The sequence below is a fragment of the Zunongwangia sp. genome (assembly GCF_048269745.1).
In the GTDB taxonomy this organism is placed as follows: domain Bacteria; phylum Bacteroidota; class Bacteroidia; order Flavobacteriales; family Flavobacteriaceae; genus Zunongwangia.
In genome coordinates this window covers 37,311-61,070 of record NZ_JBLXIB010000015.1, presented here as the reverse complement: position 1 = coordinate 61,070, position 23,760 = coordinate 37,311, and the positions used below count along the sequence as shown (strand labels likewise).

The 23,760-nt window shown below is 32.4% G+C and carries 25 protein-coding genes and 1 tRNA gene; 12 read left to right on the top strand and 14 right to left on the bottom strand.

From position 1 onward, the window contains the following. Positions 1 to 3: 3 nt before the first annotated feature. Positions 4 to 561 (bottom strand): DUF1599 domain-containing protein, encoded by a 558-nt coding sequence (locus tag ACN0WI_RS14785; RefSeq protein ID WP_417887820.1) that lies wholly within the window; start codon positions 559 to 561, stop codon positions 4 to 6. Between the two features lie 92 nt (positions 562 to 653). On the opposite strand from ACN0WI_RS14785, the gene folP reads away from it, so the two are divergent. From folP to ACN0WI_RS14770, 3 genes are read left to right on the top strand one after another with little or no spacing between them, the layout of a single operon-like run. Further along, the gene (folP, locus tag ACN0WI_RS14780) at positions 654 to 1,478 is read left to right on the top strand and encodes a dihydropteroate synthase (protein ID WP_417887819.1); all 825 of its coding nucleotides are present in this window, start codon (positions 654 to 656) and stop codon (positions 1,476 to 1,478) included. Positions 1,479 to 1,514: 36 nt separating this feature from the next. Then, complete coding sequence (gene cdaA, locus ACN0WI_RS14775) at positions 1,515 to 2,294, top strand: diadenylate cyclase CdaA (protein WP_417887818.1); 780 nt, start codon at positions 1,515 to 1,517, stop codon at positions 2,292 to 2,294. Positions 2,295 to 2,304: 10 nt separating this feature from the next. Further along, positions 2,305 to 3,087, top strand: a complete 783-nt coding sequence (locus ACN0WI_RS14770) for a DUF3667 domain-containing protein (protein ID WP_417887817.1) — start codon at positions 2,305 to 2,307, stop codon at positions 3,085 to 3,087. A gap of 74 nt (positions 3,088 to 3,161) precedes the next feature. Here ACN0WI_RS14770 and ACN0WI_RS14765 read toward each other — a convergent pair whose 3' ends face one another. Beyond that, positions 3,162 to 4,931: an ABC transporter ATP-binding protein gene (locus ACN0WI_RS14765; protein WP_417887816.1), complete on the bottom strand. Its 1,770-nt coding sequence runs from the start codon at positions 4,929 to 4,931 to the stop codon at positions 3,162 to 3,164. After that, positions 4,921 to 5,673 (bottom strand): tRNA pseudouridine(38-40) synthase TruA, encoded by a 753-nt coding sequence (gene truA, locus ACN0WI_RS14760; RefSeq protein ID WP_417887815.1) that lies wholly within the window; start codon positions 5,671 to 5,673, stop codon positions 4,921 to 4,923. The genes ACN0WI_RS14765 and truA overlap by 11 nt, the downstream gene beginning before the upstream one ends. A 104-nt stretch (positions 5,674 to 5,777) precedes the next feature. On the opposite strand from truA, the gene ACN0WI_RS14755 reads away from it, so the two are divergent. After that, the gene (locus tag ACN0WI_RS14755; protein ID WP_417887814.1) at positions 5,778 to 6,269 is read left to right on the top strand and encodes a metallophosphoesterase family protein; all 492 of its coding nucleotides are present in this window, start codon (positions 5,778 to 5,780) and stop codon (positions 6,267 to 6,269) included. A gap of 69 nt (positions 6,270 to 6,338) precedes the next feature. Here the strand turns inward: ACN0WI_RS14755 and ACN0WI_RS14750 are convergent, their stop codons facing one another. After that, positions 6,339 to 6,749, bottom strand: coding sequence for a DUF4293 domain-containing protein (locus ACN0WI_RS14750; protein ID WP_417887813.1), 411 nt, complete (start codon positions 6,747 to 6,749; stop codon positions 6,339 to 6,341). A 192-nt stretch (positions 6,750 to 6,941) separates the two neighbouring features. Between ACN0WI_RS14750 and rho the strand changes: the two genes are divergently transcribed. After that, complete coding sequence (gene rho, locus ACN0WI_RS14745; RefSeq protein WP_417887812.1) at positions 6,942 to 8,663, top strand: transcription termination factor Rho; 1,722 nt, start codon at positions 6,942 to 6,944, stop codon at positions 8,661 to 8,663. Between the two features lie 128 nt (positions 8,664 to 8,791). On the opposite strand, the gene ACN0WI_RS14740 is transcribed toward rho, so the two are convergent. Continuing rightward, positions 8,792 to 8,864 (bottom strand) — tRNA-Gly (locus ACN0WI_RS14740). Positions 8,865 to 9,112: 248 nt separating this feature from the next. Between ACN0WI_RS14740 and ACN0WI_RS14735 the strand changes: the two genes are divergently transcribed. Continuing rightward, positions 9,113 to 9,661, top strand: a complete 549-nt coding sequence (locus ACN0WI_RS14735) for a ClpP family protease (protein ID WP_417887811.1) — start codon at positions 9,113 to 9,115, stop codon at positions 9,659 to 9,661. A gap of 4 nt (positions 9,662 to 9,665) precedes the next feature. Continuing rightward, complete coding sequence (locus ACN0WI_RS14730) at positions 9,666 to 9,956, top strand: GNAT family N-acetyltransferase (protein ID WP_417887810.1); 291 nt, start codon at positions 9,666 to 9,668, stop codon at positions 9,954 to 9,956. 85 nt (positions 9,957 to 10,041) lie between these two features. Here the strand turns inward: ACN0WI_RS14730 and ACN0WI_RS14725 are convergent, their stop codons facing one another. Then, positions 10,042 to 10,779 (bottom strand): murein L,D-transpeptidase catalytic domain family protein, encoded by a 738-nt coding sequence (locus ACN0WI_RS14725; protein ID WP_417887809.1) that lies wholly within the window; start codon positions 10,777 to 10,779, stop codon positions 10,042 to 10,044. A 372-nt stretch (positions 10,780 to 11,151) separates the two neighbouring features. Between ACN0WI_RS14725 and gpmI the strand changes: the two genes are divergently transcribed. The 5 genes from gpmI to ACN0WI_RS14700 all read left to right on the top strand — a co-directional run bounded on the left by gpmI (position 11,152) and on the right by ACN0WI_RS14700 (position 15,876). Beyond that, complete coding sequence (gene gpmI / locus ACN0WI_RS14720) at positions 11,152 to 12,672, top strand: 2,3-bisphosphoglycerate-independent phosphoglycerate mutase (protein WP_417887808.1); 1,521 nt, start codon at positions 11,152 to 11,154, stop codon at positions 12,670 to 12,672. 13 nt (positions 12,673 to 12,685) lie between these two features. Then, positions 12,686 to 13,234: a thioredoxin domain-containing protein gene (locus ACN0WI_RS14715; RefSeq protein ID WP_417887807.1), complete on the top strand. Its 549-nt coding sequence runs from the start codon at positions 12,686 to 12,688 to the stop codon at positions 13,232 to 13,234. A gap of 432 nt (positions 13,235 to 13,666) precedes the next feature. Further along, positions 13,667 to 14,479 (top strand): type I methionyl aminopeptidase, encoded by an 813-nt coding sequence (gene map / locus ACN0WI_RS14710; protein WP_417887806.1) that lies wholly within the window; start codon positions 13,667 to 13,669, stop codon positions 14,477 to 14,479. After that, positions 14,476 to 15,042 carry an HNH endonuclease gene (locus ACN0WI_RS14705; RefSeq protein ID WP_417887805.1) on the top strand — a complete coding sequence of 189 codons (567 nt, stop codon included), beginning with the start codon at positions 14,476 to 14,478 and terminating at the stop codon, positions 15,040 to 15,042. The genes map and ACN0WI_RS14705 overlap by 4 nt, the downstream gene beginning before the upstream one ends. A gap of 69 nt (positions 15,043 to 15,111) precedes the next feature. Next, positions 15,112 to 15,876 carry a class I SAM-dependent methyltransferase gene (locus ACN0WI_RS14700; protein ID WP_417887804.1) on the top strand — a complete coding sequence of 255 codons (765 nt, stop codon included), beginning with the start codon at positions 15,112 to 15,114 and terminating at the stop codon, positions 15,874 to 15,876. A gap of 300 nt (positions 15,877 to 16,176) precedes the next feature. On the opposite strand, the gene ACN0WI_RS14695 is transcribed toward ACN0WI_RS14700, so the two are convergent. From ACN0WI_RS14695 to ACN0WI_RS14660, 8 genes are all read right to left on the bottom strand, one after another. Beyond that, on the bottom strand, positions 16,177 to 17,205 hold the full coding sequence (locus ACN0WI_RS14695; protein ID WP_417887803.1) for an FAD:protein FMN transferase: 1,029 nt from the start codon (positions 17,203 to 17,205) through the stop codon (positions 16,177 to 16,179). Continuing rightward, entirely contained in the window at positions 17,183 to 17,542 is a 360-nt protein-coding gene (locus ACN0WI_RS14690) for a Na(+)-translocating NADH-quinone reductase subunit F (protein ID WP_417887802.1), read from the bottom strand. The genes ACN0WI_RS14695 and ACN0WI_RS14690 overlap by 23 nt, the downstream gene beginning before the upstream one ends. An 87-nt stretch (positions 17,543 to 17,629) precedes the next feature. Beyond that, positions 17,630 to 18,916 carry an NADH:ubiquinone reductase (Na(+)-transporting) subunit F gene (gene nqrF / locus ACN0WI_RS14685; RefSeq protein WP_417887801.1) on the bottom strand — a complete coding sequence of 429 codons (1,287 nt, stop codon included), beginning with the start codon at positions 18,914 to 18,916 and terminating at the stop codon, positions 17,630 to 17,632. Positions 18,917 to 18,932: 16 nt separating this feature from the next. After that, on the bottom strand, positions 18,933 to 19,547 hold the full coding sequence (nqrE, locus tag ACN0WI_RS14680) for an NADH:ubiquinone reductase (Na(+)-transporting) subunit E (protein ID WP_417887800.1): 615 nt from the start codon (positions 19,545 to 19,547) through the stop codon (positions 18,933 to 18,935). A 24-nt stretch (positions 19,548 to 19,571) separates the two neighbouring features. Beyond that, complete coding sequence (locus tag ACN0WI_RS14675) at positions 19,572 to 20,327, bottom strand: NADH:ubiquinone reductase (Na(+)-transporting) subunit D (protein ID WP_417887799.1); 756 nt, start codon at positions 20,325 to 20,327, stop codon at positions 19,572 to 19,574. Positions 20,328 to 20,329: 2 nt separating this feature from the next. Next, positions 20,330 to 21,073 (bottom strand): Na(+)-translocating NADH-quinone reductase subunit C, encoded by a 744-nt coding sequence (locus ACN0WI_RS14670; protein ID WP_417887798.1) that lies wholly within the window; start codon positions 21,071 to 21,073, stop codon positions 20,330 to 20,332. Positions 21,074 to 21,075: 2 nt separating this feature from the next. After that, entirely contained in the window at positions 21,076 to 22,263 is a 1,188-nt protein-coding gene (locus tag ACN0WI_RS14665) for an NADH:ubiquinone reductase (Na(+)-transporting) subunit B (protein ID WP_417887797.1), read from the bottom strand. Positions 22,264 to 22,274: 11 nt separating this feature from the next. Next, the gene (locus ACN0WI_RS14660) at positions 22,275 to 23,618 is read right to left on the bottom strand and encodes a Na(+)-translocating NADH-quinone reductase subunit A (RefSeq protein WP_417887796.1); all 1,344 of its coding nucleotides are present in this window, start codon (positions 23,616 to 23,618) and stop codon (positions 22,275 to 22,277) included. Positions 23,619 to 23,760 lie beyond the last annotated feature (142 nt).

Genomic DNA, 23,760 nt, shown 5'->3' with positions numbered 1-23,760 from the left:
AATTTATTTAGATTCTTCTGATTCTTTTTCTGAAAAATGAATAAGTGCAAATACAGCATAATTTATCATATCCTGATAATTAGCTTCAATACCCTCGCTTACCAAAGTTTTACCTTTATTATCTTCTATCTGCTTTACGCGTAATAATTTTTGAAGAATTAAATCGGTTAATGAACTTATACGCATATCCCGCCAAGCTTCGCCATAATCATGATTTTTATTCTGCATTAACTCTTTTGTTGCTGTAATATGCACATCATATAATTTAATAGCATCTTTTGGAGCAAGATCGGGCTGATTAGCCACTCCTTTTTCTAACTGAATTAAAGCCATTATCGAATAATTAATAATTCCAATAAATTCAGATTTTTCATCTTCATCTACCTTTCTTACTTCATTCTCTTGAAGACTTCTAATTCGCTGTGCTTTAATAAAAATTTGGTCTGTTAACGAGGGCACTCTTAAAATTCGCCAAGCACAACCATAATCTTTCATTTTGTTAAGGAACAAGCTACGGCAACTTTCAATAACCGCATCATATTGTTTCGATGTATCTTGCATAAAAAATGTGCTAATTTCCGTAAATTTCGGTGAAATATTTAAGCTGATCAAAATTATTTTAAAACGGCTCATTTTTTTAAACTTATAAGTATATGACGATCAATTGCAAAGGTGAACTTATCGATCTTTCCCAACCTAAAGTTATGGGGATTTTAAATATCACTCCCGACTCTTTTTTTGAAGGTAGTAGAACACAAACGCAAGATGACATTCTAAGAAGAGCTGAAAAACTAGTAACAGAAGGAGCTACATTTATTGATATTGGCGGATATAGTAGTCGGCCAAATGCAGAAGATGTGGCTGAAGCTGAAGAAAATAAACGTGTGATTTTTGCTACTGAAATATTGCTAAAAGAATTTCCTGATATTTTAATTTCAATAGATACGTTTAGAAGTAGCGTAGCTGCTAATGCCCTAAATACAGGAGCTGCACTAATTAATGATATTGCTGCCGGTAATTTGGATGAAAATATGATGCACGTTATTGCTAAATATCAAGTTCCTTATATTATGATGCATATGCGAGGTACTCCCCAAAACATGAATCAGCTTACTGACTATAAAAACTTGGTTACAGATATTAACTTTTATTTTTCTGAAAAGATAAAAGAAGCAAGAGGCTTAGGTATTAACGATCTTATTTTAGACCCTGGATTTGGATTCTCAAAAACAATAGCTCAAAATTTTGAATTATTAAAAAATGTCGATTTATTTAATATTTTTGATTTACCCCTATTAATAGGAATTTCTCGAAAAAACATGATTTACAAAACACTTAATAACACACCGGCAGAAGCGCTAAATGGAACTACCATTTTAAATACATTAGCCTTAACCAAAGGAGCTTCTATTCTACGAGTACACGATGTAAAAGAAGCTGTAGAATGTGTGAAATTATATTCTGAAGTTATTAAGTAAACTTTAATTTTCTATTTTTACATAAAAGCACATAATTTGGATATTCTAAGTATTCGATTTCTAGACATTTTAGATATTGTATTAATTGCAACACTTCTTTACAATATTTATAAACTGGTACGTGGTACCGTAGCAGTTAATATTTTTATTGGTATTGCAATTATCTATTTAGTTTGGAGACTTACGCAATTACTTCAAATGGAATTGCTTAGTAATGTGCTCGATCAATTTGTAGGAGTTGGAATGTTTGCGCTAATTGTGGTTTTTCAACAAGAAATAAGAAAGTTTTTATTAATGATAGGTTCAGCAAACTTAACCTATAATGGAAAGTTTTTTAAAAATTTACGATTTGTCAGAAATATTTCAGATGACGATGATAATTCTACTATAGATCTTATAGTGAATGCATGCGAATCGATGAGTAAAACCAAAACAGGCGCTCTAATTGTAATCCGCAGAAATACGAGTTTAGATTTTATAAAAAAATCTGGTGATTCTATGGATATTGAATTAAACCAACCTATTATAGAATCTATTTTCTTTAAAAACAGCCCTTTACATGATGGCGCTATGGTTATTGAAGGAAATAAAATTACAGCTACGCGTGTTATTTTACCGGTTTCTAACGATCGGTCTATCCCACTTCGTTTTGGACTACGCCACCGTGCTGCGGTTGGTATTTCAGAAAAAACCGATGCCTTAGCTATTGTTGTTAGTGAAGAAACTGGACAAATCTCCTATATTCGAGATGGAGAATTTACGATGTTTGAAAGCAACGATGAGTTAAGAGAACGCTTAAAAGAAAATTTAAGGTAACTGTTATTTAATGAAACATGAAATTCTATATTCTCAAGGCTGTTTTTGTAAAAACTGCCATGCAAAACTTTCCAAAGATCATGAATATTGTTATTCCTGTGGAGCAAAAAAGATAGATTCTCGATTAAACTTAAAGCTAGTTTTTGAAGAATTCAGCACTATTTTTTTAAATATTGACAATACTTTTCTAAAAACCTTCTTCATCCTTTTCACTGCTCCTGAAAAAGTTATAGATGGCTATATAACCGGTTTAAGAAAAAGATACTTGAATGTAATAAGTTATTTTACGATTGGGCTTACCCTTGCCGGATTCCAAATATTCTTTCTTAGAAAATTTTATCCTGAGAGTTTAGAAATCCCCGGACTTACTGATAAAACAGGACAGGCGCTTATTTTCAACTCAATGTATGACTATTACTCTCTTATCTCTATCTTACTAATTCCGGTATATGCTCTTCTCGCAAAGCTCTCATTTTTTAATCGCAAAAAATATAATTACACAGAACATTTAGTTGCGATGGGCTATATTTCGAGTCAGTATACCATAATTAGTGCGATATTGCTCACATTTGCTGTCAGCTTAGGAGGAAACTATTATTTTATAGGAAATTTATTAACTATACTTTTTGCACTTTACACTGCGTATTGTTACAAAAGATTGCTTGACCTCTCAGTACCACAACTTCTGCTCAATATTTTACTATTTATAGGCATCACTTTAACAGCAACTATTATAATGATTGTATTTACAGTTTTAATCATCTTTGCTACAGGTAACAGTGAAGCTTTCTAACCTTCAGTTTAAGAAAGAGCAATCTTATATCATTAAGATTCGATAAGATTAGATGATATTTTCAAGATTCAGGCTTACGCAGATTCTTCAGCCATAAACTGCACTTCATAAAGTTTACGATAATGGCCGTTTTCTTTAAGTAATAATTCGTCGTGAGTACCAACTTCTATAATCTCACCACTGTCCATTACCATGATTTTATCGGCTTTTTTAATAGTAGCTAAACGGTGCGCAATTACAATTGAAGTTCTGTCTTTAGTAATTTTGTCGGTAGCTTGCTGAATAAGTTGTTCGCTATACGTATCCACCGAAGAGGTTGCTTCATCTAACACTAAAATACTTGGATTGCTTACATAAGCTCGTAAAAATGAGATAAGCTGACGTTGACCTGAACTAAGCATTACCCCTCTTTCTTTTACATTATAATAATAGCCGTTTGGCAGAGCACTTATAAAATCGTGAATTCCTATTTGTTTAGCTGCTGTAATTACGTCGTCTTCAGAAATATCAGGATTATCCAATTTTATATTGTGCATAATAGTATCTGCAAATAAAAATACGTTTTGAAGTACTACAGCTATCTCGGCTCGTAATGATTTTAAAGTAACATTTTTAATATCTACACCATCAACTAAAATTTTTCCGCTATCAATCTCATAAAATCGGTTTAACAAGTTAATTACGGTAGACTTTCCGGCTCCTGTGGCTCCTACTATTGCTATAGTTTCTCCAGATTTTGCCTTAAAATTAACACCTCGCAACACTTCTTCTCCTTTTACATAACTAAACCGAACATCTTTAAATTCAATATCTCCTTTAATGTCTGTGAATTTTTTAGTGCCTTCGTTTTTAATTGATGCTTCGGTATCTAAAATACCAAACACACGGTTGGCAGCCACCATTCCCATTTGTAGGGTATTAAACTTATCGGCAATCTGCCGTAAAGGTCTAAAAAGCATTTGTGCTAATTCTATAAAAGCGATAATAACCCCTAGTGTAATGTTAGGATTATCGGTTGCCGCTTGTAAACCACCAAACCAAACAAGGAGTCCGATGGTTATAGAAGTAGACATTTCTGCTATTGGAAAAAATATAGAGTTATACCAAACAGTTTTTACCCAAGCTGTACGGTGTTTATCGTTAATTGCTTTAAAGTTATCGTATTCAGCTTCTTCTCGGTTAAATAGTTGTACGATTTTCATTCCTGAAATTCGTTCTTGTACAAACGTATTTAAATTAGCTACTTGCGTACGTACGTCTTCAAAAGCAATTTTCATTTTCTTCTGAAAAACTCGCGTAGCATACATTATAAAAGGAAGCACCACAAGTACTAATAAAGTAAGTTGCCAACTTTTATAAAACATAAAACTAATTACAACCAGCATTTTTAATAGGTCACTAATAATCATAAACAAACCCTGACTAAAAATACTTGCAATAGTTTCTATATCACTTACTGCTCGTGTTACTAAGCGCCCTACTGCTGAGGTATCATAATATTGCATTTTAAATTCAAGCATATGCTTAAAAAGGGTTACTCGTAAATCTCGCACTACATTTTGACCTAACAAATTGGCAAAATAGATAAAGAAAAATTGCGAGGTAACTTCTAAAACTAAAAACCCAACTATTAGAGAAATATAAAAAATAAGGTTATCATTATCTTTAGGGATAATAGAATCGTCTATGGTTATTTGTAGTAAATAGGGACGTGCTATCGCGAAAAATGACAATAATATAGCAGTAATTGCTACAAAATATACAGTTATTTTATAGGGATTGCTATATTTTAGCAGGCGTTTAAAAAGATCAAAATCGAATGCGTTTCCCGTTTTAGAGGCCATTAAGTAATATTGTTTTAGGGTATTCTATTTGGGTTAAAAATAAGCCATGAGCAGGAACCGAGGTTCCGGCCATACCTCTGTCTTCACTTTTAAGAATTTCTTTCAAAAATTCTACTGAATTTTTACCAATTCCGATATCTAATAAAGTACCAACTATTGCTCGTACCATATTTCGTAAAAACCGGTCGGCTGTAATATGAAAAATAAATCCGTCTGGCGTTTGTTCCCAAACTGCTTTTTTAATTTTACAATTATAGGTTCTAACATCAGTTCTACTTTTCGAAAAACATTTAAAATTAGTATAATCGAGCAACATTTCTGCTGCCTTATTCATTTTTTCAATATCTAATTCCTTCAATAAATAATAGGCTTGGTTAATATTGAAAGGGTTTTTACTGGTGGTTATATGATATTCGTAACTCCTACTAGTTGCATCAAAACGTGCATGTGCATCGGCTGTAACAGCAAAAAGTTGATTAACAGCAACATCTTTAGGTAAAAAAGAGTTTAACTTAAATTGAAGTGTTTTTTCATCAAATTTCAATTCTGCATCAAAATGAGCATACAATTGCTTTGCATGTACACCAGCATCTGTTCGACCAGCTCCCACTACTTCTATTTCTTGCTGAAGAATTTTAGATAGTGCTTTTTGAATAACCTCCTGAACACTTATAGCATGTGGCTGTATTTGCCACCCATGATAGGCTGTTCCTAAATAAGCTAAATCTATAAAATATCTCAAACCTAAACTGAAATTTTTACTTTTGCAGCACACAAAGATAAGGGATTTATTACTCTAAAACTGTATTTATACAAAAGCTTTCAATCCTTTTTAAACTATACATTTTGAAAAAAATTCTATTACTAAGCGACACCCATAGCTATATTGACGATCGTATTCTCTATTATGCAGAACAAGCAGATGAAATATGGCATGCTGGAGATATTGGGAAATTAAACGTAACCGACCAGTTAAAAAATACCGGAAAACCAATAATTGGGGTGTACGGAAATATTGATAATGCTGAAATTAGGAAAGAATTTCCATTAAATCAACGTTGGATGTGTGAAGGTGTAGATGTCTGGATTACCCACATTGGTGGCTATCCTAAAAAATACAACCCAAACATAAAAGACGAAATTAATAAAAATCCACCTAAACTATTTATCTGTGGGCATTCTCATATTCTAAAAGTAATGATGGATAAAAATTTAGGTTTATTACATATGAATCCGGGTGCTGCAGGAAAACATGGCTGGCATAAAAAAAGAACTATGCTCCGCTTTGTGATTGATGGAGAAAATATAAAAGATTTAGAAGTTATAGAACTTCAATAAAAACAATAAAAAAGGCCTAAAGTAAAACTTCAGGCCTTTCTACGCACTAATACTACTAAGATGATAGGCTTATCGTAATCGATCTACAGATTTTACGAGATTTTCGTCCTTTTTAATGGCTTTATTCGCCAGAACTAGAAAAACGATAGAAATAATAGGAAGAAACATCCCAATACCCTTCTCCGAAATATCCATTTCTCCAGGTAAACTTAGTGACCAATATACAAACAATCCTAGTAAAAAAAAGTTTAATAAGATATTGATACGCCCCAAAACAAATTGAAGCTTCCGATTTTTAAACATAAAAATACTAATTACTGCTAATGCTCCAGAAAACAAAAACGCCATAAAAACCATAATTTGGTCTTGAGCGTAAACTAAAGTTCCCTCGGCAGTTTCCCATAAAGAAAAAACAAAAATTAAACCAAGACTTACAATAGCTGTTATAAGCAAATAAATAGTTTGTATTCGTTGCAGCATAATTATTTAATATTCTGCAAAAATAAAATATTATTTTCAGAAAAAACAGTTTATTTTCTAAATAAAGTTGTATAATTGCATATACATTTCGTAACCTGTTCTTTACAGGCTACTTAAGACTTCAAAAAATAATTCAATTCTTCTTAAAGAAGTTATCAATCAACAACCAAACAAAATTTATTTTGACTATTCATGTTTGAAATTTCTGATTTAAAAGCTAAAAAGCTACCTGAACTTCAGGAGATTGCAAAATCACTGAATGTTCCTAAATTTAGAAGCCTAAAAAAATTAGATTTAGTATATCAAATTTTAGATTACCAGGCAGCTAATCCTAATAAAGTTAAAGAAGTACTTACAAATACGGAAAGTACCGATAACGATAAACAAGCAGAGGAAAAGCCTAAAAGAAAACGTACCATACGTACTAAAAAAATAGGAACAGATAAAAAACAAGAGTCTACCAACAACACGAAGACTCCTGATGTAGAAAAAAAACCTACAGATAATTCTCCTGAGAAAAAAGAGGCTAGCAAGGACATTGAGCCTAAAGCTAAAGCAAGGCCTAAAACTGAAACCAAAAAAGTTTCTAAAACTCCTGAAAGCACTAACAAGCCAAAAAACACGAGAAAGAAACCAACAGAAGATACCAGAAAGAAATCTGAGAGTTCCGATAATAAAGAGCATAACGGGAATAATAATAATAATAATAATAATCGAAAAGATAACCGTAAAGACAATCGGAACGATAAAAACGGAAATAAAGATATCCGGAACCGATACCGCGAGCCTGATTATGAGTTCGACGCAATTATCGAAAGCGAAGGTGTTTTAGACATCATGCAAGATAATTATGGTTTCTTACGTTCTTCAGATTATAATTACTTAACGTCTCCAGACGATATTTATGTTTCTCAATCTCAAATTCGTTTATTTGGTTTAAAAACCGGAGATACTATTTTAGGACAAATACGCCCTCCTAAAGAAGGTGAAAAGTATTTTCCACTTATCAAAATTAACAAGATTAACGGTTTAGATCCACAAGTGGTAAGAGACCGTATTTCTTTTGAACACTTAACCCCTCTTTTCCCACAAGAAAAATTTAATATCGCCGATAAGCAAAGTTCTATTTCTACTCGAATTATGGATCTTTTTGCCCCTATCGGAAAAGGACAACGTGGTATGATTGTTTCCCAACCAAAAACAGGGAAAACTATGTTGCTTAAAGATATTGCGAATGCTATTGCCGCCAACCATCCTGAAGTTTATCAACTTATTTTATTAATTGATGAACGTCCAGAAGAGGTAACCGACATGCAACGAAATGTAAGAGGTGAAGTTGTTGCTTCAACTTTTGATAAAGAAGCGCATGAACATGTTCGTGTAGCTAATATTGTATTAGAGAAAGCAAAACGATTAGTTGAATGTGGCCATGATGTAGTTATCCTGTTAGATTCTATTACTCGCTTGGCACGTGCTTATAACACCGTACAACCTGCTAGCGGGAAAGTACTTAGTGGTGGGGTTGATGCCAATGCCTTACATAAACCTAAGCGTTTCTTTGGTGCAGCTCGTAATATTGAAAATGGTGGTTCTCTCTCTATAATTGCAACTGCACTTACAGAAACCGGTTCTAAAATGGATGAAGTTATCTTTGAAGAATTTAAAGGTACCGGTAACATGGAACTTCAATTAGACCGAAGAATATCAAACCGTAGAGTATTCCCAGCTATCGATCTTATTTCTTCTAGTACTCGTCGAGATGATCTTTTATTAGATGAAAACACAATCCAAAGAATGTGGATTATGCGTAAATACATAGCAGATATGAATCCTATAGAAGCTATGGAATTTGTAAACGGAAAAATAAAACAAACCAGAAATAACGAAGAATTCTTAATTAGCATGAATGGCTAAACCAATAGAATTTACTTCTTATGATATAATTAAAAAGCGACAAAATTTGTCGCTTTTTTTTATTTATAAAATTTAGAATTTTATATAATTATAATAAAAAAAGCTTCATTTAAAAATGAAGCTTTTTGAGCGGGAGACCGGGTTCGAACCGGCGACATTCAGCTTGGAAGGCTGACGCTCTACCAACTGAGCTACTCCCGCATTAACTGGGTACAAATATAAATTAGATTTAGATATTTATAAAACATTTTTAGCCATTTTTTTCAAACTTTAAAACACCAAAATAATAAATTATTGTCTTTCAATAACTTCTATAAAAATTAATTTTCGATTTTCTTCATCTATTTAATAGCACTTATTTTAGTTTACGTATTTCAAACTAAATCCTCTCTAATATTTATTTAAAATTAATTATATTTTTGCAAACTAAAATTTTCAAGTTAAGACGAATGAAAGGTAAACGAGGGAAAATACAAGATAAAATTGATGCTAGATTTTTAGAAAAGCGAAAAATATTTATGTGGGGACCTGTAGATGAAAAATCAGCTAAACATGTAATTGACCGTTTACTTTACCTTGATTTAGAAGGAAAAGAAGAAATTCAATTATATATTAGTAGTGCAGGAGGTTATATAACTGATGGTTTTGCCATTTACGATACCATTCAAGAAATAACAGCACCTGTTTCTACTATTTGTTCAGGATTAGCAGCTTCTATTGGGGCTATATTACTCTCTGCCGGAAAAAAAGGGAGACGTTTTATTCAACCCCACGCAAAAGTAATGATTCAACAACCATCAGGAGGTACAAACGGACAAGCCTCTAATATAGAGATTCAAGCTACAGAAATTATAAAGACAAAAGAGATTAGTGCTGAAATCTTAGCGGAAAACTGCAACCACAGTGTACAAAAAATAATGAAAGATTTTAATCGGGATTATTGGATGAGTGCTCAAGAATCTTTAGCTTATGGCATTGTAGACAACATTTTAAAATAAGATTATGAAAAATACTCCAATAAAACACAAAGAAAGCGATAGTAGAGGAATGTTCTATATGAAAGGGGAACAAGGTGTTTTTGCGGAATTAACTTATGTTATAAACAGTAACAGCCTTATTACTATAGATCATACTGAAGTTAAACTAGAGCTAGAAGGACAAGGTATAGCTACTGAACTTTTAAAAGCTTGCGTTCAATATGCTCGCAATAGAAATTTAAAAATTGAACCACTTTGCCCATTTGCAGAGGTTATGTTTGAGCGTTATGAAGAATTTAGAGATGTAAGAGCTTAATTATTTTTTTTATTTAAATATATAAGTATCAAATAAAAAAAGCGTCTTCTAGATTAGAAGACGCTTTTTTATAAATAGTAAATTCTTATGAATTTAAGTAACTACTATGCTCTAAATAATCTTCGTTAGATTTATTAATGAAAATTACAGACTTACCTTTAATTATATTTATAACCTTACGAGTTAATTTTCTTGGAATTGCTGGGCAACCATAACTTCTACCAGCCCTACCTCTAGTGCTTATAAAATTTCTATTAACGTAATCTGAACCATGTATTACCACATATCTTTTTCGCGCATTATTATTATAGCCCTTTTCCATTCCATCAATAAAAAGAGAGAGTCCGTTTTTCCCGTAATAAGTTTCTCCTGTTACATAAAAACCTAAACTACTCTTATGGCTATTCACACTATTAGAAAAAGAAGTTGCGAATTCCATTCCAGAATTTTTACCATGTGCCGTATAGGTATTAAACAACACATCTTGGGTGTTCATATCCAAAACCCAAAACCGCTTTATTTTAGAAGATAAATTAAAATCTATAATGGTTAGTATTTTTTTATCAACCTTTCCTTGTTCTAATAATTTGTAATATCCTTTCATTGCATGCTGAAAGGTTGTTAAAGCAGGCATACTTTCATTCTTCTCTGTAAAATCAGAATAAATAGTTGCAATTTTTTCTTCAAAAGAAGGTTTCATCATTGCCGTAACAGCACTTCTTTCTTCTTCAATTTTTGATGGGTTTAGGGGTGTCTTGGGTGTTGAGCCAGAAAAAGCGGTTGAAAACATTAATACGACTCCAGCAATCATCAGTCTATTCACACGTATCTATTTTAGTTAAAATTTTCTAAATATTTTACCAACTTACAAAAAATATGCAGACCAACAAAATAAGTACTATATATAGCGAAAAACCGCTCTATAATTAAGTATATTAAAAATTTGCATATTCCTTGTAAACGATTAATTAGTTTCAATTAGTATTCCAAAATCTTTTTTTTATGTTAAAGTTTAAAATTTTAAATTTATAAAATACGTTAAAATAGAATATGTCAATTTACAACGTTTTCGTTCAAATTATTCAGAAAATACTAATTTTATTACCTAAAATCTCATTAACTTTAATAAAACATTAAGGCTTTAAGATTGAACAGCCTTAATATTGTTTATACTTTTATATAAAATTTACCCAAAATGAATAAGAAAGTCATATTAATGATTCTTGATGGTTGGGGAGAAACCCAAGATCCTAAAGTATCTGCCATCGCAAATGCAAAAACTCCTTTTGTAGACGAAATTTTAAAAAAATATCCACATGCTCACCTTAGAACAGATGGAATGAATGTTGGTCTTCCTGAAGGACAAATGGGAAATAGCGAAGTTGGCCACATGAATTTAGGTGCTGGCCGTATTGTATATCAAGATTTAGTAAAAATTAATCAAGCTGTAGAAAATAAAACCTTATTAGACGAGCCAGATTTAAAAGCTGCTTTTGAATATGCCAAAGAAAATAATAAGGCCGTACATTTTATGGGATTATTAAGTGATGGTGGTGTTCACTCTCACATTAAACACATTAAAGGACTTCTTACCGCTGCGGAAGAATTTGGTATTTCTGAAAAATATTTACACGCTTTTACCGATGGTAGAGATGTTGATCCCAAATCAGGAGAAGGCTTTGTTGAAGATATTTTAAAACATTTAGACAAAACAAATGGTAAATTAGCTTCTATTGTAGGTAGATATTTTGCAATGGACCGTGATAAAAGATGGGAACGTGTAAGAAAAGCATATGATGCCATTGTAAAAGGTGAAGGTGAAAAAACACAAGATCCTGTACAAGCTATAAAAAACAGCTACAAAAACAATGTTACCGATGAATTTATCGAACCTATAGTAGTTACTAAAGAAGATAACGAGCCGGTTGCAACCTTAAAAGAAGATGATGTTGTTATATTTTTCAACTTCAGAACCGATCGCGGAAGACAATTAACACAGGTACTAAGCCAAGAAGATTTTCCTGATCAAGACATGAAAAAATTACCATTATATTTTGTAACACTTACTAAATATGATGATACATTTAAAAACATCCATGTTATTTTCAAAAAAGATAATTTGAAAGATACATTAGGAGAAGTTCTAGAAAAAGCTGGTAAAAAACAAATTCGTATTGCCGAAACTGAAAAATATCCACACGTAACATTTTTCTTTTCTGGTGGTCGAGAGGAACCATTTAAAGGAGAGAATAGATTGATGTGTAGTTCTCCAAAAGTAGCTACATACGATTTAAAACCGGAAATGAGTGCTTACGATATTCGTGATAAAATTATTCCTGAATTAAATAAAAAATCTGCTGATTTTGTATGTTTAAACTTTGCTAATGCAGATATGGTTGGCCATACTGGAGTTTTTGAAGCTGCTGTTAAAGCATGTGAAGCTGTAGATGAATGTGCTAAAGATGTTTGTAATGCTGCAATGGAAAATGACTATTCAGTTATAGTAATTGCAGACCACGGTAATAGTGAAACCATGATTAATGAAGATGGTTCTCCAAATACAGCCCACACAACAAACCCAGTTCCATTAATATTATTAGATAAAGAAATTAAAGAAATTAAAAGTGGAATATTAGGAGACATTGCTCCTACGATTTTAAAATTAATGGGTGTAGATAAACCTGAGTTAATGACACAGGAATCTCTAGTAGAATAATATAATTATTATAATGAATAAATTATTAATAATAATGGTTGCCGTGATTTTTAATTACGGCAACTTTTCTAGTTCTTTACATAAAGATAAAGAAAGTGATAAAATTGAAAAATTTTCGCAACAAAGTATGTTGTTAGGTAAATTTTCTGAAAAAGATTTATTAAAAGAGCCTTATTCAAGATGGTTCAAGCCTCGTTATGAAAATTACGAACCAAAAAAATCTTCAATAAAAACCATTAGTAAACATATTAACGATTATAAAATTACGTTATATATGGGAACATGGTGTGGAGATAGTAAACGTGAAACACCCCGTTTATTTAAAGTTTTAGAAGAATCTGGGTTCAAAATGAAAAATTTAACAGCTTATGCAGTAGATCATTCTAAAAGAACACCTGAAAAAACAGAAGAAAATGTAAATTTGCATCGCGTACCGACAATTATTTTTTACAAAAATGGTAAAGAAGTAAATCGCTTTGTAGAATATTCACAAGAAAGTATCGAGGAAGATATTGCAAAAATTGTAAGCGGAAAAGAATATAAAAATCCGTACGCTAAATAATTTTTTTTTAATTTAATAGATTTTTTTCTATTTTAATATTTTGCTTAAAGTTATGTACCCTACACAGACATTAGCAATTGATTATAATGTAACAATTGTAGAAAACAGCTTTACTAGCATTGGTAAAACCAAGCTAAATGTTTTCAAAATCCTGGAAAAATTTCAGGAACCAGAGTATACTTTATTACTCTACACTCTCCGTAGCGGTACTTTATTAAGAAAAGTACTAACCTTTTGCAATAAGACATAAACTTTTATGTTGTAAATAAAAGTTATCCAGAATAAAGAATATAGACTACATCTTAGCTTATATTTTTTATTCATGACCGTAATTTGAAATATTTATCATGTCAATATTGATATGATTATAAATAAAAGCAAACAATAAGAAAACCGCCATTATTTTGGCAATTTTTAATAAATCTAACACTAATGATTATACCTAAAACAAGGGAACAAATTGAATTAATTAGGGAAAGTGCTCAAATTGTATCTAAAACTTTAGGAATGTTAGCTACCGAAATTAAACCGGGAGTTACCACTCTTCATTTAGATCAATTAGCGGAAACATTTATTAGAGATCATGGAGCTGTACCAGGCTTTTTAGGCCTTTACGATTTTCCAAACTCGTTGTGCATGAGCCCCAATGCACAAGTAGTACACGGTATTCCTAATGACAAGCCCCTTGAAGAAGGTGAAATTATTTCTATAGATTGTGGAGCTTTAAAGAATGGATATTATGGTGACCATGCCTATACTTTTCCAGTAGGAAAAGTTAGCGAAGAGGTAGAAAAACTATTAACTATTACTAAAGAATCACTTTACATAGGAATGCGAGAATTTAAAGCCGGCAACCGCGTAGGCGATGTTGGCTATGCCATTCAAAAATACACTGAAGATCATGGCTACGGTGTAGTTCGAGAACTTGTAGGACACGGTTTAGGTGCTAAAATGCATGAATCTCCTGAAATGCCTAACTATGGCAGAAGAGGAAGAGGTAAAAAATTTGTTGAAGGTATGGTGGTAGCCATAGAACCTATGATTAATTTAGGAACCAAACGCATTAAGCAACTTTCAGATGGTTGGACAATTCTAACAGCTGATAATAAACCTTCTGCCCACTTTGAACACGACGTAGCACTTATAGATGGCAAACCGGAGCTGCTATCTACTTTCAGTTATATTTATGAAGCCTTAGGCATCGAAAGTAAAGAAGAAGATGAATTTAGAGAAAAAACCCTATGATTAAAAGTTTCAGAGGAGAGGTTTGGAAAACCCTACACAAAGAAGAATGGGAAGACAGATTTGTTTATAAAATATCAAATTATGGCAGACTGGTAAGCTTCCTAAAAAACAAAGAAGATGGTGAGTTAATGCGAGGGGGCCGCGTAGGTGGCTATCTTAATTTTGCAGTAAAACTCAAAACCGGTAAATCGAAAACATACTACATACATAGAATTGTAGCAGAAATGTTTTTAGATAAAAAGGAAGAAGATAGATATGTGATCCATAAAAATTTTCAGAAAGACGATAATCGCGTAGCAAATATTGCATGGGCAACCAAAGAAGAATGGGTTGCGCATCAATATCACAGCCCTAGTGTGAAAGAGAATAAGCGCAATCGTAAGTTAAGAAAAGTAACATCCTATTCAAAACTTACATATGCACAAGCGGTAATCCTGAAGAAAAAATTATTAGATCCTAATAGAAAAACAAGAATTCGGGTACTTGCAAAACAATTTGGGGTTTCAGAAATGCAACTTTATCGTATAAAATCTGGTGAAAACTGGGGAGATATAGAAGTATAGTAAACTCTAAAGTGAAAAAAGCAGTTAATTTGAATATCTTTGGCTCCGGAAAGATATTTCTATTTAAATATGAAGCAGCTTTTTAAAATTATTTTAAATACATTCCCTAGACCGTTATTAATCCGTTTTAGCTATTTAGCTAGACCTTTTTTAATAATGAGTCTAAAAGGAAACACTTATACAGATCCTATTGATGGTAAAAGTTTTAAAAAGTTTTTACCATATGGTTACGATAATCAGCGTGAAAATGTACTTTCGCCTTCTACCCTTTCGTTAGAACGGCACAGACTGTTATGGCTTTATTTAAAAGAAAAAACTACTTTCTTTTCAGAAAAGCATAAAGTATTACATTTTGCTCCTGAACAGGCCTTTTATAAACGTTTCAGAAATTTATCGAATCTTGATTATACTACAACAGATTTAAACTCTCCGTTAGCAGATGTAAAAGCCGACATCTGTAATTTACCTTTTAAAGATAATCAATACGATTTTATATTTTGCAATCATGTTTTAGAGCATATTCCGAATGACACTAAAGCCATGCAAGAAATTTATAGGATTTTAAAACCAGGAGCTACAGCTATTTTACAAATTCCGCAAGATTTAAAACGCGAAAAAACTTTTGAAGACGATTCTATCACCGATCCAAAAGAAAGAGCTCGTATTTTTGGACAATATGATCATGTTAGAATTTACGGAAAAGACTATTTCGATAAACTAAGGAGTATCGGTTTTACTGTAGATGAAGTAGATTATACGAGTGAATTTTCAGATTCGGAAATCGATAAATTTAGATTACAAGAAGGTGAAATTATTCCCGTTTGCCGTAAATAAAAAATCTTTTAAATACTATTTCTTTCATTTTAAAAAAATGTATTCATGCTTAAGTTGTTAAGCAATCTAATTTTAGAAAAACTAATATAGCTACTTTACAAATCACCTCATTAAACAGAATCTTGTAAATAATAATAGCTTATAGAGATAATTAGAACATTACAATCTTACAAAATTATATTACTTCAAAAAAACTAGCAAACAGCATTTACAAACTTAAATCACAAAAATTCATTCCTTTTTGGATGTAATTCAAACTAAAAAAATTTAATTTAACTATTATGGAAACTAAATTAAAGATTAATCAAGCAATACGTTTTTAAAACCTTTAGACATATATACATTTTTAGAATCTTTATCTGCATAAATAAAATATACATCGATATTATCTAATTTCGATGCTAATTCTTTAGCTTTATCAAATCCAAGTGCCATAAAAGTGGTAGCATAACCATCTGCTAGCATACAGTTTTTTGCTAAAACAGAAGCGCTTAACAAACTACTTTTTTCGGGTTTCCCAGTTAAAGGATTTATAGTATGCACGTACATTTCTCCAGTAACAGAGTCTGTTCTAAATTTTCTGTAATTCCCAGAAGTTGCCATAGCTCTATTTTCAAGCTTTAAAGTTGCTTGGAAGGTTCTATCCCCCTCTTTTTGTAAAGGATCATCTATAGCTACTACAAAAGTTTTTTGTTTGACTACATTATCCCCTTTGCTTACTAATTCGCCACCTAATTCGATTAAATAATTATCTATTTCTTTTTTATCGAAAAATTCAGCAATTACATCTATTGTATATCCCTTAGCAATTGCATTAAAATCTAAATAAATTTTTGGATCTTCTTTTTCTATTTTGCCTTCTGTAGTCAATTTTAATTTATTCAATCCTACATACTGCAATAACGAATCAATTATAGATTGTTTTAAAGTATCTATGCGTTTATTAGGACCAAAACCATAAGCATTTACTAAATTTCCCACAGTCGGATCGAAATATCCATTACTTTGATTATAAATATCTTTTGAAGCCTTAAAAACCTTCTGAAAATGTTTATCAACAATAATGGAATCTCCTCCATTATTTATTTTAGAAATATCTGAGTCCTGTTGATAAGTACTCATTGATTTGTTAATAACTTCAAATATACTATCTAATCCTTTAGTTATTTTTAAATCACCTTTATCTGTATAAATTTTAATATGATAGGTTGTGCCCAATGCTGAACCTTCATAGTCCTTTTCTTCAATATCGTTTCCATCACAAGATGTGAAAAAAAATAATGTGAAAATCGCTAATATCGCTATACTATATTTCTTGCCAACCATCATAATTTATGATATAATTTTCTTCGTGAGTAACTGGTAATTCATAATTGCTAGCATTGGCAATCCCAACACCAGCATAAAAAGTTTCAGCATTAAATTTCGTTGCATGTGATTTCATAGATTCCATATAAATCCTATCTACATTTTTAGGATTTTCAGGATACAATATAGCTCGAACTACAACAAAATGTAGTTTTTTATTTTTTAAAGCTACAAATTGTGGGTTTGCTTTTATATCGCTATTAACACCCAAAAATTCAAATCCCTTTTTTTCAAGATCTTTTCCCACAACATTCATTGCAAGATTATGTAATTCCTGTTTTGTTAACTCTTTTGCCATATTGCAAAATTACGAAGAGAAAGATTAAGCTGCATAAAAAAAGCCGATTAAAATAATCGGCTTTTTTAATATATTATAAGTTATGGATTAACCTCCAAAATCATCGAATCTTACATTTTCAGGTGGTACACCAAAATCTTCTGTCATTTTCTGAACAGATTTATTCATCATTGGAGGACCACAGAAATAGAATTCTATATCTTCTGGCTCATCATGATACTTCAAATAATTATCAATAACTACTTGGTGAATAAATCCTACAAATCCATCACCTTCTCCATCAATTCCATCTTTAAGTTTCCAGTTATCTTCTTCTAAAGGTTCTGAAAGTGCTAAATAGAATTTAAAGTTAGGAAAATCTTTTTCCAAATCTCTAAAATGTTGAGTATAGAAAAGTTCACGTTTAGAACGTCCACCATACCAATAAGTTACTTTTCTACCAGTTTTTACTGTACGAAAAAGGTGATATAAGTGAGAACGCATTGGTGCCATACCTGCACCACCACCAACATAAAGCATCTCTGCATCACTTTCGTTGATAAAGAATTCACCGTAGGGACCAGAGATGGTTACTTTATCTCCTTTTTTTCTAGAGAAAATATAAGAAGAAGCGATTCCAGGATTTACATCCATCCATCCATTTTTAGCTCTATCCCATGGCGGAGTAGCAATACGAACATTTAACATGATCTCACGTCCTTCTGCAGGATAAGAGGCCATAGAATATGCACGTTCTACTGTTTCGCTATTTTTCATTACTAAAGGCCAAAGATTGAATTTGTCCCACTCAGCTTGAAACTTATCAGGTGTTTCGTGCTCTTCTGGGTGAGCAGTAATATCAATATCTTTGTAAGCTACTTCACATTTAGGGATTTCAATCTGAATATAACCCCCAGCTTTGTAATCCATATCTTCTGGAATCTCTACAACAAATTCTTTAATGAATGAAGCAACATTGTAATTTCTAACAACAGTAGCTTCCCATTTTTTGATTCCGAATACTTCTTCAGGAATCTGAATTTTCATATCCTGTTTTACTTTTACCTGACAACCTAATCTCCATCCGTCGGCAATTTCCTTACGGGTAAAGTGAGGTTCTTCAGTTGGTAAAAGTGTTCCTCCACCTTCTTTTACGATACACTTACATTGAATGCAGGTACCACCTCCACCACATGCAGAGGGTAGGAAAAGTTTTTCTGAACCTAAAGTTCCCAAGAGTGTTCCTCCTGAACTTACTTCAAGATCTTTTTCTCCGTTTACATTAATTTTTACAGGTCCAGAAGGGATCAGCTTCGCTTTAGCTCCTAACAAAATAGAAACCAAAAGAAGGACCAAAATTAAGAATACAACTATACTTGCAATTATAACTGTCATTGTTGTTGTTTTTCTTTTATAATTTAATTCCCATAAAACTCATAAATCCAATCGCCATTAATCCGGTAATAATAAATGTAATACCAAGACCTTTTAATGGAGCAGGAACATTAGAGTAAGCAATTTTTTCTCGAATTGCAGCAATTGCTATAATTGCAAGAAACCATCCAATACCACTACCTAAACCATAAGTAATAGATTCTCCAATTCCTCCAAAATTCTTTTGTTGCATAAATAATGACCCACCTAAAATTGCACAGTTTACTGCAATAAGCGGCAAGAAAATCCCCAATGCACCATATAGTGCAGGAGCAAATTTTTCAACAATCATTTCTACAAGCTGTACCATTGATGCGATTACTGCAATAAACATGATAAAACTCAAGAAACTAAGATCTACGTTAGCATATTCCGGGCCTATCCATTTTAAAGCACCAGGGCTTAATAAATACTGGTCTAATAAAAAGTTGATAGGTACTGTTACAGTTAATACGAAGATTACTGCGGCTCCTAAACCAACAGCAGTATTCACTGTTTTTGACACTGCTAAATAGGAACACATTCCTAAGAAGTAGGCAAAGATCATATTTTCTACGAAAATACTTCTAACAAATAAATTTATATAATCCATAATAAGATAATTCGCTATTGATTATTATTCTTCGATTAGTTTACGATTTCTTGAACGTTGTACCCAAATAATGATTCCTACAATAATAAGAGCCATTGGAGATAACAACATTAATCCGTTATTTTCGTACCCTAAGGCATAAAGACCAGTAGAATCTGCTAACAAAGGTGCTTTATGACCAAGTACTTCGAAACCGAATAATTTTCCAGACCCTAATAATTCTCTAAAGAAAGCTACTACAATAAGGATAAATCCATAACCTGCACCGTTACCAATACCATCTAGAAATGACTTCCAAACTCCATTTCCTAATGCAAAGGCTTCTAAACGCCCCATTACAATACAATTCGTAATAATAAGACCTACAAAAACCGATAATTGCTTGCTAACATCATAAGAGTAAGCTTTAAGAACTTGATCTACTAGAATTACCAAAGATGCAACTACTACAAGCTGTACAATAATTCTAATTCGGTTTGGAATTAGATTTCTAATTAAAGAAACAATTACATTAGAAAATGCTACAACTACCATTACAGCAATTGCCATTACTAATGCAGGCCTTAATTGAACAGTAATCGCTAGAGCAGAACAAATACCTAATACCTGAACAGTAATTGGGTTGTTATCGTTTAGCGGATCTGACAATAATTTTCTGTTATTCTTAGACAGAAAATGTTCTTTTTCTTCTGAACTAGATAAGAACAGAATCATCTCATTTTTTTTCTTCTCATCAGTCTCAACAGACTGCTTTGAAGTTTGTGTGTTATCTGTCTTCATAATTACTTTGTTGCTACTTTAACATCAGTTTGTTGCTTAAAATAAGGGAGATAATGCTTCAATCTTTCAGAAATCATATCAGAAACACCATTTCCAGTAATAGTTGCGCCAGAAATAGCATCAACTTGATTATCGTCCTTATTAGCATTTCCTTTACTTCCTTTAACAACAGACACTCCTACAAGATTTCCGTTTTTGTCAAATATTTTCTCATTTGCAAAACGTTCTTGAAACCATGCTTTTGTAATTTCGGCACCTAAACCTGGCGTTTCACCTTTATGATCGAACACTGCACCTTTAACAGTATTTACATCATTCTTAATAGAAATATATCCCCAAATTGCATCCCAAAGTCCTTTTCCTCTTAAAGGAATAATATAATATTTAGAACCTTCGATATTTGCAATATATAAAGGATAAACCTGTTTGTCTACCGGCTTACGTAATTCTTTACTTAAATCTACTTCAAAAGCATCTACATCCTTATCTACAGATCCATCTTGCTTTAAAGAAATAGTTTCAGTTATATATTTATCGTATAAAGCCTGAGCGCTATCCCTACTTGTTTGAATACCTACTGTTGCTAAAATGTTCTGCATTTTTTCATTTCGAACATTTTTATTCTGAATTGGTTTTAGCGATGTTGCTGTAAAAGCAAGTACACTGGCTACTACTAATACCATAATGATGGCAAATAGAAATGTGTAGCCGTTTGTGTTTGTTTTATTAACTGTTTTCTCTTCCATAACTAAGCTGCTGTTTTTACTTGTCCCTTAACTGCTGCCAATCTTTTCTTTCGCTTATTCACATTTGCTTGAACTACGTAGTGATCGATAACTGGTGCAAAAACATTCATTAATAAAATTGCCAACATTATTCCTTCTGGATATGCTGGATTAAATATTCGAATCATGATTCCGAAAAGTCCAATCAAAAATCCGTAAATCCATTTACCCTTTATTGTTTGTGCTGCAGAAACAGGATCTGTTGCCATAAACACTACACCGAAAGCTAAACCTCCTATTAAAAGATGATTATACCAAGGAAAATTCATTAAGTGATTATCTGGAAAACTTCCTCCAAAAAAGTTAAAGATTAGAGCCATACAAGCTGCGCCTATAAAACCACTTACAATAATTCTCCAACTGCCTACTTTAGTTAAAATTAAAAGTAATGCACCTGCAAGAATACAAATTGTAGACGTTTCAGCTATAGATCCAGGAATAACTCCTGAAAACATATCCATAGTATTATAAGGCACTGTAGTACCAGAAGCTAATTTACCTAAAATAGTTTCACCAGAAACAGCATCTACTTGGAATGCATTATGTACCCAAACTGAGTTACCCGACATATAAGTTGGATATGCAAAAAAGGCAAATGCACGAGCCGTTAGCGCAGGGTTTAATATATTCATCCCTGTACCACCAAATGCCTCTTTACCTATAATTACAGAAAAAACCACAGATAATGCAACCATCCAAAGTGGAATATCTATTGGCATTATCATAGGTATCAACAATCCAGTTACTAAATAACCTTCGTTAACATCGTGTCCTCTAAAAATAGCAAAAACAAATTCTATCCCCAGTCCTACTACATAGGATACAATAATCATAGGTACAATTTTAGAAGCACCTTCTAAAAAAGCATCCATAAACGGAACCCCGTCTGCATATTCAGGTAACTGGTGTAAATATTGGTAACCGCCATTCCACATACCAAAAATTAAAGCTGGTATTAGCGCTAATACTACTGTAATCATTGTTCGTTTCAAATCTACACCATCACGAATGTGAGCACCAGTTTTAGTAGTGTGGTTTGGTGTAAATAGAAAAGTATCAATAGCATTAAAAGCAGGGGCATATTTTTCAAACTTCTTACCCTCGCCAAAAGGCTCTTTTAATTTATCTAATCGTTGTCTTATCCATTCCATAATTAAACTTTTTATCCTACCTCAGTAATCATTAAATCTAGTCCAAGTCGAATGATTTCCTGAGCTTCTATTTTAGAAGTATTCACATAATCTATCAACGCAAAATCTTCAGGAGCTACTTCGTAGATTCCTAAATTCTCCATTTTTTCGATATTTCCTGCTAAACATGCTTTTATCAATTGCATTGGATAAATATCCATAGGAAAAACTTCTTCCATTTCTCCTGTTACTACCAAAGCACGTTCTTCTCCATTAAGATTGGTTGTTGGTTCAAATTTTTTATTCGACAACCAAGACAATGAAGTTTTAGAATTAGAGTGAATATTATTATATGTAAAAGGAAGCCATCCGAATAAACGATAGTTATTACCTTCTGGAATTAAAGTTAATGTATTGTGATAGAAACCTAGATATTGATTATTAGAGAGTTTATCTCCTGTTAACACGTCTCCAGAAATAATACGTACATCATCTGGATTTTGGTTACCAATAAAATCGGCAGAATTCGCTCCTATTATAGAACTATAATATTTTCTATCTTTTGCTTCACTACCAACAACTGCAATAGTTCTCTTAGCATGATATTGCCCAGTTAGGAATAAATCCCCTATTACTGGTACATTATCTGCAGCTACAATCCAAACACGCTCTCCTTGATTAATAGGATCGATTTTATGGATTTGAACACCAACGTTACCTGCAGGGTGAGGTCCACTAACTCTGTGTAATTCTACTCCCTTAATATCTTTCAATACCGGGTATGAAGAATCGTCTACACAAAGGTGTACTTTTCCTGGCGTTAATTTTTGCAATGCAAAAATTCCTTCTTGGAAGGATTTAACTTTGTCTTTTAAGACAAACCCTAAATCGACTGATAAAGGTGCGGTACTAACAGCTGAGATAAAAATAGATTTCGCAGTATCTTTAGGATCTGCTACAATATCGTAGGGGCGTTGCATAATAAAAGCGCCACAACCACTAGATAAAATCTTTTCCTTAACGCTTTCCGCAGGTGCCGTAGCAGCATTCAACTTCCCAAAATCTTTATAAGAATCGGTAGCATCAGCTTCAATTATCACTTCGATAATTCGACGTTTTGCAGCGCGTTTAATCTCTTTCAAAGTCCCACTTACTGGTGATGTAAAACGAACCTCTTCTGTGTATTTAGAAAAGAAAAGCTCATCTCCTGCAAGTATTTTAGCTCCTTCTTTAAGAACCATTTTAGGAACAACTGAATGAAAATCTGGAGGTTTAATCGCGTAGGTCTTAGACCTTGGGGCCTCAACAATTTGCTTTTCCGCCTCCCCTTTTAATCGTAGAGTAAGTCCTCTTTTTATTCGAATGTCTTTTGACATAGGATGGAGTGTATATTATGAGTTTATTTTAAAGTGTCGCAAATTTAGTTTTTTCATAACATTTTTCCCAATAAACACTAACTTTTTACAAAGACACTTCTGTTAAAAATATTCGTATTTGTTCATATTTCGAAAATGTCTT